The organism is Actinomadura verrucosospora (assembly GCF_039540335.1).
GTDB classification, from domain to species: Bacteria; Actinomycetota; Actinomycetes; order Streptosporangiales; family Streptosporangiaceae; genus Spirillospora; species Spirillospora verrucosospora.
In genome coordinates, this window is the sequence record NZ_BAABEV010000026.1 from 100,535 (window position 1) to 114,635 (window position 14,101).

General features: G+C 64.9%; 14 protein-coding genes and 3 pseudogenes. 6 read left to right on the forward strand and 11 right to left on the reverse strand.

Translation table 11 applies throughout. From position 1 onward, the window contains the following. Positions 1-20: 20 nt before the first annotated feature. Together ABD944_RS25795 and ABD944_RS25800 are read left to right on the forward strand one after the other, a co-directional pair. Positions 21-1,073, forward strand: a complete 1,053-nt coding sequence (locus ABD944_RS25795) for a JmjC domain-containing protein (RefSeq protein ID WP_345180725.1) — start codon at positions 21-23, stop codon at positions 1,071-1,073. Between the two features lie 146 nt (positions 1,074-1,219). Next, on the forward strand, positions 1,220-2,392 hold the full coding sequence (locus ABD944_RS25800; RefSeq protein WP_425550320.1) for an IS30 family transposase: 1,173 nt from the start codon (positions 1,220-1,222) through the stop codon (positions 2,390-2,392). Positions 2,393-2,548: 156 nt separating this feature from the next. Here ABD944_RS25800 and ABD944_RS25805 read toward each other — a convergent pair whose 3' ends face one another. Next, complete coding sequence (locus ABD944_RS25805) at positions 2,549-3,076, reverse strand: GNAT family N-acetyltransferase (RefSeq protein WP_345180729.1); 528 nt, start codon at positions 3,074-3,076, stop codon at positions 2,549-2,551. A gap of 98 nt (positions 3,077-3,174) precedes the next feature. Between ABD944_RS25805 and ABD944_RS25810 the strand changes: the two are divergent. Continuing rightward, a pseudogene (locus ABD944_RS25810) lies at positions 3,175-3,411 on the forward strand (helix-turn-helix domain-containing protein); the annotation flags it as partial. 512 nt (positions 3,412-3,923) lie between these two features. On the opposite strand, the gene ABD944_RS25815 reads toward ABD944_RS25810, so the two are convergent. The 3 genes from ABD944_RS25815 to ABD944_RS25825 form a co-directional block, all read right to left on the reverse strand. Continuing rightward, positions 3,924-5,156, reverse strand: coding sequence for a lanthionine synthetase LanC family protein (locus tag ABD944_RS25815; protein WP_345180731.1), 1,233 nt, complete (start codon positions 5,154-5,156; stop codon positions 3,924-3,926). A gap of 43 nt (positions 5,157-5,199) precedes the next feature. Continuing rightward, positions 5,200-5,943, reverse strand: a complete 744-nt coding sequence (locus tag ABD944_RS25820; RefSeq protein WP_345180733.1) for a hypothetical protein — start codon at positions 5,941-5,943, stop codon at positions 5,200-5,202. Positions 5,944-6,179: 236 nt separating this feature from the next. Further along, positions 6,180-7,100, reverse strand: a complete 921-nt coding sequence (locus ABD944_RS25825; protein ID WP_345180735.1) for a class I SAM-dependent methyltransferase — start codon at positions 7,098-7,100, stop codon at positions 6,180-6,182. 384 nt (positions 7,101-7,484) lie between these two features. Here ABD944_RS25825 and ABD944_RS25830 point away from each other — a divergent pair, with 384 nt between their 5' ends. The 3 genes from ABD944_RS25830 (at position 7,485) to ABD944_RS25840 (ending at position 8,752) form a co-directional block, all read left to right on the forward strand. Continuing rightward, positions 7,485-7,820 (forward strand): sigma factor, encoded by a 336-nt coding sequence (locus tag ABD944_RS25830; RefSeq protein ID WP_345180737.1) that lies wholly within the window; start codon positions 7,485-7,487, stop codon positions 7,818-7,820. After that, positions 7,817-8,011, forward strand: coding sequence for a hypothetical protein (locus tag ABD944_RS25835; RefSeq protein ID WP_345180739.1), 195 nt, complete (start codon positions 7,817-7,819; stop codon positions 8,009-8,011). Before ABD944_RS25830 ends, ABD944_RS25835 begins: the two co-directional genes overlap by 4 nt. 192 nt (positions 8,012-8,203) lie before the next feature. Beyond that, a complete protein-coding gene (locus ABD944_RS25840; protein WP_345180741.1) occupies positions 8,204-8,752 on the forward strand; it encodes a hypothetical protein in 549 nt (182 codons plus the stop codon). Positions 8,753-9,134: 382 nt separating this feature from the next. Here ABD944_RS25840 and ABD944_RS42540 read toward each other — a convergent pair whose 3' ends face one another. From ABD944_RS42540 to ABD944_RS25865, 7 genes and pseudogenes are all read right to left on the reverse strand, one after another. Then, the gene (locus ABD944_RS42540) at positions 9,135-9,857 is read right to left on the reverse strand and encodes a transposase (RefSeq protein WP_425550318.1); all 723 of its coding nucleotides are present in this window, start codon (positions 9,855-9,857) and stop codon (positions 9,135-9,137) included. Between the two features lie 58 nt (positions 9,858-9,915). Continuing rightward, on the reverse strand, positions 9,916-10,077 hold the full coding sequence (locus tag ABD944_RS25845; protein WP_345180743.1) for a hypothetical protein: 162 nt from the start codon (positions 10,075-10,077) through the stop codon (positions 9,916-9,918). A 257-nt stretch (positions 10,078-10,334) separates the two neighbouring features. Continuing rightward, positions 10,335-10,469, reverse strand: coding sequence for a hypothetical protein (locus tag ABD944_RS25850; protein ID WP_345180745.1), 135 nt, complete (start codon positions 10,467-10,469; stop codon positions 10,335-10,337). A gap of 108 nt (positions 10,470-10,577) precedes the next feature. After that, positions 10,578-10,793, reverse strand: a pseudogene (locus ABD944_RS25855) (transposase); the annotation flags it as partial. A gap of 15 nt (positions 10,794-10,808) precedes the next feature. Beyond that, positions 10,809-11,759, reverse strand: coding sequence for a transposase (locus tag ABD944_RS25860; protein WP_345180747.1), 951 nt, complete (start codon positions 11,757-11,759; stop codon positions 10,809-10,811). 181 nt (positions 11,760-11,940) lie between these two features. Beyond that, positions 11,941-12,069 (reverse strand): annotated as a pseudogene (locus ABD944_RS42545) (transposase family protein); the annotation flags it as partial. A 791-nt stretch (positions 12,070-12,860) separates the two neighbouring features. Continuing rightward, positions 12,861-13,751, reverse strand: coding sequence for a hypothetical protein (locus ABD944_RS25865; RefSeq protein WP_345180749.1), 891 nt, complete (start codon positions 13,749-13,751; stop codon positions 12,861-12,863). Between the last annotated feature and the right edge of the window lie 350 nt (positions 13,752-14,101).

The following is a 14,101-nucleotide window of genomic DNA, read 5'->3' on the forward strand; positions in this document are numbered from 1 at the left end:
CCGACCTGGACGCCTGCCTGATGACGGCGGCAAACCGAGCCTCAAAGATCCTTCACATCATCCCACCGCCTGGTAGCGGACGTAGCGCGACGCTGGCCTCGGTCGCCGAACTCTCCAAGGATCGCCTCTACGAGGCCTACCTGTCCGGCGACACCATCCGGTTGATCGGAGTCGAGAAGGTTTGGCCTCCGCTCGGGCTCCTTGCGGCCAGCCTGCAAGAAGCCCTTGACATGGAAATCGGGTTCAACCTCTTCCTGACGCCTCCTGGATCACAGGGTTTCACGGCCCACGTAGATATGCTGGACTCGCTGATCGTTCAGGTGGCGGGTTCCAAGCAATGGCACATCTGGGAGCCGATCTACGAGCGGCCCCTGGATTCGCCACGTTCGTTCCAGCACGTCACGAAGATGAAATGGACAGAGGAAGAACTGGAGCTTCGCGACAAGCCTCTTCTCCAGGCCGGCGATGTCATCTACCTCCCGCGCGGCTTCTTTCACAAAGCCGTTGCGGGAGATGAGTTCTCGTTGCACCTGACACTTTCCTTCCATCCGCTCACGTGGGTGGATTTCTTCAGTCGAGCGCTGGAGTTGGCTGCGTTGGAGGACTTGGAACTTCGCCAAGACCTTCCCCCCGGTTTCATCGGTGACCGGGAGGCGCAGCAGAGTATGGCGCCCATATTCGCGCGCCTGCTGGGTCGGCTCAATGAGAGTCTGTCCTTCGATGTAGCCCTTCGGTCGTTGGTCGAAGAGCACGTCGGCGCACGGACGTATCCACCGGACGGGCATTTTTCCGTGCTGGCCGGTATGCAGGAGATCGGGCCGAATTCGATGGTCGAGAGGAGGCGGGGTCTCGCCTGCCTGGTAGAGAATTCGGGCGAAACCTCCGCCATCATTTTTGGACCGAAACGCGTTCAAGGTCCGAAGGTGATCTCTTCGGCCCTGGAGTTCATACGCGATCACAAGCACTTCCGCATCTGCGATCTGCCGGGCTCAGCAAGCTCGGACAGTAAGCTCACCCTGGTTCGGCGGTTGATTCGCGATGGGCTGCTGAGACCTACGGATTGTGCTCAGTAGTCTATGTCGTGCCCACCTATGGATGTATCCGATCCTTTTCGACCTGGCTACTTCCGGCTGTCGACGACGCGTGAATACTGACCCCCAGGCGACGGGCGGGTTCCAGTACTTGTCGCAACACTCCTGGTATGTGAAGGGGTGTGGAGTTGGGGAGACGGGGCCGCAAGCGGCAACTGGAGCTTGAGGACGAGTACTGGAAACTGGTCCTCGCCGGTGTCGGGACGGTCGAGGCGTGCCGCCAGGTGGGCATCGGTCGTAAGACCGGATACCGGTGGCGGGCCGAACGGGGTGGCATCCCGCCCGCGCGGGTGGCCGAGGAGTCCCGGTCGTCCCGGTACCTGTCGCTGCTGGAGCGGCAGCGCATCGCCACCCTGCACGAACGTGGCCTTGGCGTGCGTGAGATCGCCCGGCGGCTGGACCGGGCGCCCTCGACGATCTCGCGGGAGCTGAAGCGCAACATGTGCCCGCACGACCAGGGCATCTACGACGCCGACCTGGCACATGCCCGCGCGCGAGCCAAAGCGCGTCGTGAACGCGCCGGCAAGCTCGTCGGCGATGACGCGCTACGCGCCCTGGTGCAGCAGAAGCTGGAGCTGGACTGGAGCCCGCAGCAGATCGTCGCCTGGCTGCGGGTCGAGCACCCGGGCAAGCCAGGGTGGCACGTGTGCCACGAGACCATCTATCAGGCCCTCTACTACGGCGGGAAGGGTGGCCTGAGCAGGACGCCCACCAAGCGGTTGCGCACCGGGCGCCCGCTGCGCAAGCGCCGACGGCGCATCAACCAGCGCCAGATTCGCTTCATCGCGCCCGCGGCGCCGATCGACGCCCGCCCACCGGTGATCGAGCTGCGCCACCGGATCGGGGACTGGGAAGGCGACTTGATCGTTGGCCGGATGAGCCAGTCGGCGACCGGCACGTTGGTCGACCGCACCAGCCGGTTCGTACGCCTGGTCCACTTGCCGGCCGGCCACGCCGCTGAGGCCTTCGTCGACGCCGTTGCCCCAGTGCTGGCCACCCTGCCCGAGTCGGCCCGGCTGAGCCTGACCTGGGACCAGGGTTCGGAGATGGCCCGGCATGACCTGCTCGCCCCGCACTTCAGCGACGGCGTCTACTTCGCCCGACCGGCCAGTCCCTGGTTGCGCGGCACCAACGAGAACACCAACGGCCTGCTGCGCCAGTACTTCCCCAAGGGCATCGACCTGCGTCGCTTCACCGTCGCCGACCTGGCCCGCGTCGAGCACCTTCTCAACCACCGGCCACGGCGGATCCTCGGCTGGCGCACTCCGGCGGCTGTGTTCACCGAACGTCTGCAATCATGAACCACCGCTGTTGCGACGATCATGCGAAACCACCCTGGAACCCGCCCGTCGCCAGGGGGTCAGAATTCGGCCGTCGTTGACACCGGCTGCTCGCGCACGCCCCGGTTAGGCATGGAGGGCGTCATCCCCTAAGGGCTGTCCCGTACCTGTTGGTTGTCAACGGGTGGCGGCGTGCAGGTTCCGGATGTACCAGTCGAAGCGTGTGCCGTCGCTGCTGTGTGCCGGCTTGCCGGGGGTGAACCCTGCCCGCTGCGCGACTGCGGCAGATGCGGGATTCCGCGGCTCCACTTGGATTACCGCCTCCGCCCCGCCCTCACTCGCCGCGTACTGGGACGCCAACAGGACTGCGCGGGTAGCCAGGCCACGCCCCCGCCAGGACGGATAGAGGCCGTAGGCGATATTCACCTGGCCGGGCGCCAGACCTTCTCCTGCGAATCGCAAGTCAATCGTGCCCGCGAGCACCTCGTCGGGACCCATCCGGATGCCGAACGCGCGGAGTGGTCCGGCGGTGTCCCACTGCTCCCGGCAGTGCCGGAAGTACGCCTCGATGCCCTGTCGCGTGCCTGGGCCGCCGTTGAGCCAGCGAACGAGTAGCTCGTCCTCCCCCGCGAGGTGCGCCTCCGCATCGTCCAGGCGCAGGGGGGACAGGGTGATGATCCCGTCGGACAGCTTCACTTCATGCATCCGGTGATTCTTGATGCCAGAGCCGTGCCGCACCATCAATTTCTGTGCGGCATCACGCGGAGCTCCCGGGCCACAGGAGATGATCTCCGTATGCTGGTGTGATCGCGGCGTCGGAGCCGTCCTGGACAGCCCCGTTTGCCGGCCTGAGCCCGCGGCAGCTCGGCGAACTGGTGACGGTGCTGCGGCACGAGGGTGCGGACGCCGTCCGCAAGGCCCGGCCGTGGAGCCTTCCGCTGGAGGACCGGGCACTGCTGGTCGCGGCGTACTGGCGCACTAACCTGACGATGCGGCAGCTCGCCCCGCTGTTCGGGGTGTCGACGTCGGCGGCGGACCGGGATCCGACGAATGAACACTCCGCCCAACCCTTGACGAATTCCAGGGGATGCCCTCCCGCACAAACTGCCGCCACTGCGCCGAGCGACTGGTCGGCACCGGCAAGGGCTGCGGCATCGCCTCGCTTCCGCGCCCCCTCCGACAGGTCCAGACCGGGCCAGGCTTGAGCAGCTGCCCTCGCGATGGTGGGCTTGCCACGTCATCCGCGACGGAGGCGAGGCCAACACGTCCTGACCACCGTCGGCACCAACAACACCCACCTCGCCGAGTGTTCACCACTGGGGTCATCCCCGACGGTTCACAACGTACCGTTCCAGCAGCTACGCCGGCAGACGGGAATCGAGCATTCGCCATGACCCGGCGAAGACCGCGGACAGCATCCGAAATGTGTGCCAGAGCACAGAGGTCGCGCTTCGTTGACAGCCCACTGGTTCAAGGAAAGGGCGAGGCAGGGCCGGACAGTCCCGTAAAGAAGAGCCATCGACGCCGGCTCTATCCAGCAGCCCCGATAAATCTACTCCATTCCCACTACACACGGAATGTTGTTGCTCGCCTGGAGACGAACCAACGAGTACCCGATCCCAGCGATGCCTGGAAAGAGTCTCAGGTCGACGCCTGCCTGTTGCCCGAGTATCAGTGAGTAACGTCCCTGACGCTGTGCTCGCTCCAGCACTCTTCTCGCGAGGTTGACGGCCTTATCCAGGTAGGTCGGCTCCTGGAGCACACTCGCGGCATGAATGAGGACATCGACGCGCCCGAAATTCCCGCAACAGAGGTCGTCAGTTTCGGATAGAGGTGCCGCGGCCGTGGTTTCGAGCAAGGAGGTGGCCTCGCTTATTCGAGGGGAGTCGGGCTGTATTTTGCTCAGCGCCATGTGCCCGAGTGCGATCCCAGCTCCTCCCTTGCACCAAGAGTGTAGAGAACGGTTGTCCAGGAGTGGTGCTCGCGGGCACTCGTCGAGTGGAGCCCAGAGAGAACGGTCGACGGAGAGGTATCGCTGCAGAACCGTGCAAAGCTCTTGTCGGCCAGTCCTTTCGTGGAGCTTCGCCAGAGCTGAGTAGATCCCGGCCCTACCGTGGCAGAACCCCTCCGCGCCTCGACTTTCTGAGGTCATCCATCCGGAGTTCCGCAGAAGATGACGTGCGCAGCGCAAGGCGAGTTCTATGGGTGGCTCTCCTTGGAGGATCTTCCCCGGTCGCTTGTCGTCGAGGGCAAGGAGCGCGAGCACGGCCCCAGCGCTCCCCACCATGACGTCGAGTTTGTCGTCTGCCCCGATACGGTCTGGGGTGAGCAGCGGGGTCACGAGTTGCGCGTCGTCCACAATTGTCGCATCCCTCAACAAGTCGCCGATCCGGACGAGCGCATAGATGATCGAACCGAGGCCTGTAAGTCCGCCTATCGGCTGGTGAAGCCGTCGTGCCCGATCTTCGTCCGTCGATATCTCGTGGATGTCGTCTCGCAGTGGAGCGATCGTTCGAAGGGAGATATCACGTGAGCCGTCGTCGCCATAGACGCTCCACATGGCCGCGAAGAACAAAGCGATCCCTGTAGTGCCGGCATAGAGGTGTGGTCCGACGAGAACTGGCTGGAGGGATGGGCTGGGTTGGCCTGGGTGACACCAGTACATGCTCCCGTCACGGGTGACACGAGCGTTTTCCTGGAGCACCTTCGCAATATCCAACGTTGCGCGCCGCAGCGAGATCTGGATGCTGGCGCTCGGATGGTCCTTGGTCGATTCGTCGGACATACTTATCGCGGCCTATCACGGAAGGAGCAAGTGTCTCCCCGGGTCAGAGCCGCTGTGCGGGGATGGGATCTGGGCCCGCGCCGTGGACGCGCATGGCGATCAGCTGGTCGAGGGGTCGGCGCTCATAGCCGGGCGCCTGCAGTTCCCGGACGAACTCGCTGGTGACTCCGTGGATTCGCATCTCCAGGAGCTGGGTGGCGGGGATCTGCTCGTAGCCCAGGTCCCGGAACTGGCGGATGAAGTCTGGGCCCGCGCCGTGGATATGCATGGCGATCAGCTGGTCGAGGGGTCGGCGCTCATAGCCGAGTGCCTGCAGTTCCCGGACGAACTCGCTGGTGACTCCGTGGATTCGCATCTCCACGAGCTGGGCGACAGGGATCCGCTCATAGCCCAGCGCGCTGAGTTCCTTCACGAAGGCGAGGTTGACGTCATGGCTTGCCATCGTGAGGAGATTTTCGCCGGTGAGATTCTCGTAGCCCAGGCTTTGCATGCCTCCCAGGAACTCCACGCTGGCTTCCAACGCAAAGCTGCCGTCACCCCGGCCCTGGCCTACCTGTCCCTTGAACGCCAGTACTCCAGCGTCACGAGGGAGCTCGAAATCAATTTGCGTGCCTTCCGAGGTGAGCGCCTCCCGAGACAGGCCTGGGAGCGTGACCAGAGGCAGGTTCAACGAGCTGGAGAAACTGCGGTCACCGGACAACATTCCGCGAAGGGTCAACTGGACTTGGTCGACTCCTGACGCAACACTGATCTTCCACGTGCCATTGATCGCCGCAGCTGAACTCATGCTTCTACCATATCACTCATGCCTGTCCTGAACTCTTGCTCGACAAGGTTGTCAATGCCGCTGATAGTGCGACGGTCGTGGAGGCTGCGGTAAGCGCTGCTCCCAGGTCACTTGACGGCCTCCGGAACTGGCCGCACTGATGGGCGATGAAGGGCATTCGACCACAAATCAGTTAAAGAAGGTCATGTCCGGTCTGCCTGGTCGTGCGATCGATCAGAGCAACGGCAACTTCGAGCTCAAGGTTTTCTCCCGGACACGATGTATACAGTTGCTCCACCCGCTGAATGATATCGGCCATCGGAGATGGCTCTGCTTTGGCGCTGTGCTTCTTCACGCATTCTTGAGAATTGGGCCGCCAGCGTGGCCTCATCGCCCCCGCCGGCCAGAAAGTATCGGCGGACCTGATCGTAATCCCAAGGCCCGGTCTCGCTCTTTTCCCACTCGTGTATTGGCTCCAACGTCGCACTCTGCTCTGCGCCCGCGTATGGTGGATAGAGCGGGAACGCTTTGTCTCTCAGGTGGACGCGGATATCGGTCAAGCCGGACTGGGCGAACATCCCTGGTAGGAGCTCTCCAAGGGAGATGTCCCCCTTGCCCAACGCGATGCGGCCTCGCTGAAAACGCAGCCAGAACTCGTAGTCCTGGACCAGTGTCTCCGTGTCGTTTTCTGAGGTGAATGAGTCAAAAGACAACATGTTGAATAGATTGCTGGGCTCAACGCAGATGACCAGACCTCGTGGTCTGGTGATTCTGATCATCTCGTTCAACCCCTCGAATGGTTCGGCGAGATGCATCAGGAGGGTTTGGCAAGTGACCACGTCGAAGGCGTCGCTGCAAACCGCGAGCGCGGTGGCGTCGCTCTGTTGGAACTCTACTCGCCCTGCCGCCACAGAAGCGGGGTAGGCGTCATTGAAGATCTCCCGGGCGCACCGTAACCATTCTCCCTGTCGATCGACCCCAAGCAGTCGAGCGCCAGATCTCAGGTGCGGGAAGAGGAGCCGTGACCAATGCCCGAGGCCGCAGCCGATATCCGCCAGGGACTCGGCATCAGCGAGTCGCCATCTTTGGGCAAGGAGATCTATGAAGTCATCATTCCACCAGAAGTCCCGCTGGTCTCTGAACCAGGCGGATTTCTGCTCTTTCTTCTCATTCTCCATCAGTTAGACGTTTCGGCTAGCTGTATTCAGGCGACTCTGAGGTCCGCCACCATGGAGCGCAGGCTGCTGACTGGTCAGACCAGTCTTCGGTGCAACCGATTTGCCGTGGGTATAGAGAGGGTCAAGCCCTGGTCTTTTCTGACCACGGTGCCGGGGGTCGACGGACACCCAAGCGGGCGACCTCGCCTGCATCGGTGATCGGGAGCGGCAACGGCCGCAGCGGTCGGGCGTTGGCTGTGCCTTGATGGGACGACGCCGTGTGTTGGGAAGCCGACCGCTGGTGAGACGCACACCCTCGTCGTCGGCCGCGTACTGCCGAGCAACTCCACCGCTCCGGCAGGCCGGTCCTGTTACCTTTGCCGTGACCGCCCACCCGTCCGACCCGTGACGGAGGCGTTCGAAGCCCAGCGCGATCGGCTGCACGCCGTCGCGTACCGCGTGCTGGGCTCCCACGCCGACGCCGAGGACGTGGTTCAGGAAGCCTGGATGCGTCTCGTCCGCCAGGACGAGTCGACGATCGCCAACCTGGCGGGGTGGCTGACCACCGTGGTCGGCCGCATCAGCTTGGACGTCCTGAGATCGCGCCAAGCCCACCCCGAAGCCGCCTACGGGCAGCAGTACGCGGACCTCGTGGTGACGCCCGCGGACGACCCCGCGCCGGACGAGCAGGCCGTGCTGGCCGATCCGGTCGGCCTCGCCCCGCCGACGCCACCAAGATGATCGCCAGCCGCGCCCGCCGCAAGGTCCAGGCCACGGACCGTCCGGCGGGCCCGGGCCGCGAGCACCAAGAGGTCGTCCAGGCGTTCCGCGCCGCCGCCCTCAGCGGCGACTTCGAAGCGCTCCTGCAGGTCCTGGACCCGGATGTGAAGCTGACCGTCGACACCCCGTCGAGGGTGTGTGGTCACACCTGAAACGGTCCCTGGCCAACCTCACCAAGCACACCATCGACCAGCTCATGCAGCTGATCAAGACCCGCCTGAAACGCATCCAGCACCGGCCCGCACTACGCAACAGCCTCCTCGCCCACACCCACCTGCAAATCAGTAACTCCAGCTATTGAAGCTCTCTAGCGCCAAGCCCGGGTCCGGACGGATGATGGTCTTGTGCGTTTTGAGGATGATCTGCTGTGGAAGGCCGCTGAGCGGAACGGCTGGGGCCTGCGGTGGCTCCGCCATGTCGCGGCGGCGGCCGCCCTCGCTGGCTTCGGTGGCCTGCTCTGGCTGGGCGACGAATGGTTCGTCTCCGTCGCGGCGTTTTGCGGAGCATCGGTCTACGCGGCCTGGGTCACGGCCTACTGGCTGCGGGACCGGCGTCGTTTTGTCCGGGTGGCCGTCGTCGGCGACGGCCTGCGCCGTATCCGCGTTCACCGCGTCAGCGGGCGGACCACCGACCACGATCCCCGCATGGTGAACACGGTGCACATCACCCACCGGGGCCACGACCACGATCCCGACCACCCGTCGCTGCTCGGCCCGGGAGCGGGAACCGCGACCCTGCGGCTGCGGATGGGGGGCCGGCAGCTCACCAGCCGTTGGGCCGGGCTCAACTCCGCAGAGCTTGATCGGGTGGAGCAGTCCTGGCGCGCCGTCTGTCCGAAGGCCGCCATGGATGGCAAACGCATACCGGGGAGGTTCGCGGGCTACTCCTACTGACCCTTTGGTCGCTCAGATCGGTGTCGGCCGGGTAGCCAAAGCCGAGCTACCAAGCCTGGGCACCTGGCAGGCGACGTGATGAGCCCTCGTCGAAGGTGGCGAGCGCATGCAGGGAGTGGCGCGCCGGAGCGGGCCGCAGGCCAGAGCCCCCCGAAATCGCCCAGATGAGTTGCGAAGCGAACAGGCCGACCGGTGCCCTGATCGAACGTACATGGCCCTTCAGCTACCGTGGGTGAGTGCGGTCGTGACAAGCGGGGGTGTTAATTGTGGGAGATCGCAACGTCCTTGATCTTCCCTGAAGTGCGCTGTGGTGAAGCGAAGGATGCTGTCTGACCTGCGGCTTTATCGAGAGGCGGCTTTCCTCGGGCTTGATCGATTGTGTTCACACCGAAGAGGCCACTGGTTCGAACCCAGTATCGCCCACCCCAAGTTTCCGCAGGTCACAGCGTCGCCCACGGCGCGATCTCGTGTGTTCCAATGAGCGCTTCGTAGTCTCGGGAGCCAGTTTCGGGAGCCACCGTACGCTTCGCAGATTCCCGAAGCGCTCAGACAGACGCCGATGATCGTGATTGCGTCGTCCTGGGCGGGCGGAGTGCGGCGGCGAAAGCCGCCCCGGCCCATTGAGAACTTGCCTAGAAGACTGCTGAAGATCTTGTGAGGGTTGTCCAGCCGTGGGCCGGACAACCCTCGCAGTTATGTGCTGGCTGGGAAGGTGCCAGGTGTGGTTGGTTCGGGTGAGTCCGAGGTTGATGAGTCGGCGGAGGTTGAGGGCGGCGGCTCGGGTGTGGAGCCAGGCGTCGGCTTTGATGGTGCCTCGGTGGCGGAGGCGGCGGGTGCCGTGGTGGACGAGCCAGGCGACGGCGTGTTCGACCGGTGGCCTCCAGCGGCGATAGTCAGCTTGCCAGGCCGGGTCGTCGGCCGCCTGTCGGCGTTGTTCCCTGGGACAGGGTCCGGCACGCCGTCGAGCGCCGGAAGAGATGCGTCCCGGCGCACGCCCCACCGCGAGGCCGATCCGGAGTGCCTCGGCGGGACCGCGATCGACATACGCGAAACCGTGTCCTGTGCGGCCGGCCAAGACTTTGACGGCTTCCTGGCCGGCGGCCACTCCTAGCCAACCGGGGCCTGTCGACGTCCACCAAGAGCACGTGCCGAAAGAGCCCCCGTCACTTCCGGGCGAACTTGCTCCCCGTGGCGGCGTTCTTGTCGGCAGCCGACTGCACCCGTTGGGCGGCGCCGGTCTTGGCGGTCTTGCTACCGGGGTCCTTGGCGGCCCTCGACATCATCCGGCTCTTCGCGGTCTGATCTGACTTCGTTGACTTCCTCATGCTGCGGACCTACCCGCCCACGCTGTTGCCGAAAGAGAATTGCCGAATGGGCTGGCTGAGATCAACGAGGCGGCCTCGCTGTTGCCACCTGCACGACCCGCAGGTTGGTCCCGAGTTGACAGCCCGGGCTCGGGCCGGCGCTCAGGGCCTGGTGGACGCTCCAGCCCCGCGTCCGGCGGCGCACAGGCCGCCGCCTACGAGGGGACGGTTTCGATGAGTGCGCGCGCTGAGTTCCTCGCCGAGCTGGTCATTAACACTCAGCGCGCCTCGGTGTCGATGTTGTCGCGCGAGTTGCGCATTGCGGCCGCGTCGAGGGCAGACGTCGCGCCGAGATCGCCGAAGAGGTCGGCTGTGCCCCGGAGACCGCTGCCGTTCATCTCCATCAGGCTCACAACAACCTCCTCCAAACGCCCCGCGATCGTCGCCAGTGTTCGACCGCCGCCGAGTGTCGGCGACACGTGAAAACTGGCTCTGGCACACATTCCGTGAAGCGGAGTGTGTCAGTCGGCAAGGAGGACGCGTTTGCGCAGGAGGTCGGGGTTGGCGTGGCCGTACATCTGTCTCTTGATCATTTTGATGCGGTTGACGTGGCCTTCGACGGGGCCGGAGCTGTAGGACAGGGTGAACCCGGCGGCGACGGCGTCCTGGTCCCGGCGCAGCCCGGTCACGAAGGAGCGCAGTTCGGGCAGGTCGTCACCGGCAACGTCGGTCATCCATGTCTCGAGCCGCTGTCATTGGCGGTGGACCATCATCTCGGCGAACTCGCGGACGCGGTCGCGCAGGACCGCGAGCTGCGGGCTGGCGTTGCAGAGGATGTCGAGGCGGCGCTGGTCGCCGGGGTCCAGGTGGGCGGGGTTGCTCAGGAACCAGGCGGTGGCCTGGCGGACCGTCGGCGGACGCGGACCCTGCGGTGCGGGCCGGCGGGTCCGCCAGGGCTGGAGGTATTGCCGGACCGTGATGAGGGCGCCGCTGTATCCGCGTTCACGTAGCTCTGCGTGAAGTCGTTGGGCGTTAGTGCAGCCCTGATCCCAGCGTGTGCGCAGGTAGGCGTCGTAGGCCTGGAGGTCTTTGGTGCGCTTGCCGGTGCCGCCGTGGACCAGGAGCAGGTCGGGATCGGCGGCCCGGGCGAACCGGCGGATGGTGTTGCGGCTCAGCTGCAGCTCGTCGGCGATCTGCATGATGGTGCGGCCCTGAGTCAGCAAGGCGTGCACGGCGGTGTGCCGCTGCCGGGTGCGGACAGCGACCCGGTCGTTTCTGCCTTCGGGGAACCGGGACGTCCGCCGGGCGGGCGATGCCTCGGACACCTGTGCTTTCTCATTAAGAACGTGCAGGTGACGGCGATGCCGAGCCACCGCCCGTTCGACGGCGTCACCGAGGTTTCGCCACAGATGCCAGCGGTCGGCGACCTGGATCGCCTCCGGTGCACCGCGGGCAATGCCTTCGGCATAGGCTCCGGCCCGGTCCCGGCAGACGATCTCGACACCAGGGTGGGCCCGCAGCCAGGCCGCCAGCGTGTCGGCGGTGCGGTCGGTCAGGACCTCGACCGGCCGACCGGTGGTGATGTCGATGAGAATCGAGCCGTAGACGCGTCCGCGGCGCAGCGCGAAGTCGTCCACACCAAGGACGCGGGGTGTTCCCGTGGCGGGTTCTGGCAGGTTGCGGATCGCCCTGGTCAGCGTCATGCGGCTCACCGTGCCCGCCAGCCGTCCGGCCAGGCGCGCCCCCGGCCCGGCCTCCCAGCGCCAGTGCGATCGCCTGCATGGCTTCACCGGCCCCGGTGCTGTGGCGGCCGTAGCGGACCGTCAGGCCTGGAACCTGCTCGGCGAAGGTCTGACTGCCGCAGGTGCCATTGCCGCACCGGAACCGGTGAACCCGCAGATGAATCAGCACTTCCTGCCGCCCGACCGCGGTGTCGGCAAGCCGCCGCTCATAGTGGCTGTGCCTGCGCTTCGACCTCGTTCCACACCCGGGGCATACGGCCTCGCGCGTCATGGTCCGAGCGATGATCCGCACCGAGGCACGGCAGTGGATCACTCGGTCCACGCACACGCGGGCCAGGTGAGGAAACAACACGGTCACCAGTTCCTTGATCGACACACCGGCGGTGCCCGCGATCACAACGGCGGCTACCGGCCAGAACCCCCGGACCGTGACCTACCGGATCAGCCCCCTCACGGAATGTGTGCCAGAGCCAGTACTCACGCGTCGTCGACACTGTTGGGGTCTTTGCCTTCGGCGATCGTGTCCTGGATCGGAACGTCGAACGCCGCCCATGCGAACTTCGAAGGCGACTTCACCGATCCGATGTCCACTGCCACCACACGAGGCCCCATAGTCAGCGATCAAACCATCCTTTCACGATCGACCGCGCGCCACCCGTACGGCCAAGGGCCTCGGCGCCGGTCCGTCGCGACCGTGACCGTGACCGTGACCGTGACCGTCGAGCTCATCGATCGCAGAGAGTTTGGTTTGATCCGCCACCACCAGCTGCGCTTACCAACGCCTCCGCGTCTCCGACGCCAACCAGGATTGGCTACCGAGCCCGTCGCTCACCCTCCCGGAGAGCAGCCAGTGATGCTCCGACAGGCACACGAGTTTGCCGAACAAGAGACCGGCCTCACCATCCGCAAACTCGCTCACGAACTCTACTGACACCCCAATCATGTTCGCGAACTCCTCCCGGAATGCCCGACATCCGACCCACGCTCCGACTCCTGTAGCGCTCCACGCGGCCCTTATGGCCAACGGTCACCTTGGCGAATCCCCATTGGATGGGCAAGCGATCAGCCGGTGGTGGCGACGAGAAGTTTCCACAAGATTCCGTCCTCACCCTGGACTAGGGTGCTGCATTCCTGGTACGCGGTCTGATCCAGCAGTTCTGTATGCGCGGCGGGGTTGCGGAAGGTCCGGGTCAGGCCAGTGACCGATCCCGGGAAGCCGTCTGGGGCAAACAGCCAGTCCGAAGCTGGCCAGGATCGTACGAGGAGACGGAACGAGGCGAGGAGCGTACTGGAGGCGAGACCACGCCGCGGGTCGCTCGCGGCGGTGAGGAAGTGGGCGAGGGTTCCCAGTTCGGGCGGGGTGCCTCGACCGGTGCAGAACCGGGCGACCCTTTGCATGTCCCGGTGGGACAGGTCGCTTCTCAGGTCGAGTTGAGTGACTGATGCCTTTAACGGCACAACCAGGAGTCTGAGTGCTTCAATCTCCACCGCCTTGCACAGGCCAATGATGGCCGCCGACCAGTCGAGTTCGGTGGCAGCCGCCACCAGGCTCGAGGCGACCGCTTCCGCCGTCGACAGCACGACCATTGCTTCTCGGGACAGTTGCTCGGCGCGCTGATCGCGTGCCCGGATGAGCGACGCTGCCTGTGCGATCTCCGCTTCGGCGACCAGGCTCGTCAGGAGCCGGTGGAGCTCGTCGTACCGCTCGGTGTCGTCCAGAGACCCAGATTTGATCTCCCAAATCGACAGCAGCCGTCCGTAGCAGCCGTTGCACAGCAGCCGATCCCAGGTTCCACCGGTCGTCGTGATCAGTTTCGACTTCTTGACCTGTCCGCACCGGCAGCAAGTGAACGCGGTCGTGGTGTCCACCCGGTACTGCTGCAATGGCCCCCGGGCCGGGTAGGTCTTAGTGACGTTGAACCGGAAGGGTGCGGAACCGTCTGAGTTGGCCACGAAGGAATCATGTCACCGGCAGCCACGAGGTCAGGCCAGATCCTGAAGGTTTCATCGTCTGGAGTTGAGCAACGACAGCCGGGTATACCGTTCTGCGGCATGACGGTGTCGGTGTCCAGGGGATTAGGGCCCGGTCCAGCGTGGCTAAGAGGTAGGACGACACACTGGCAGATGGCGCTTATCCTCGGGGTTCTTGGCGGCGTGGCGATGATCGTAGGCCTTCGCCTAGACTCCTTGCCCGATTAGCACGGCTGAGTTCTACAGCTGCTCGCTCACTCCATGGAGCACATCACCGACGGTCTGGCAAGAGTCAATTCTGTGCTGTGCGCGGCGCGCTCATCCGGGCCTCG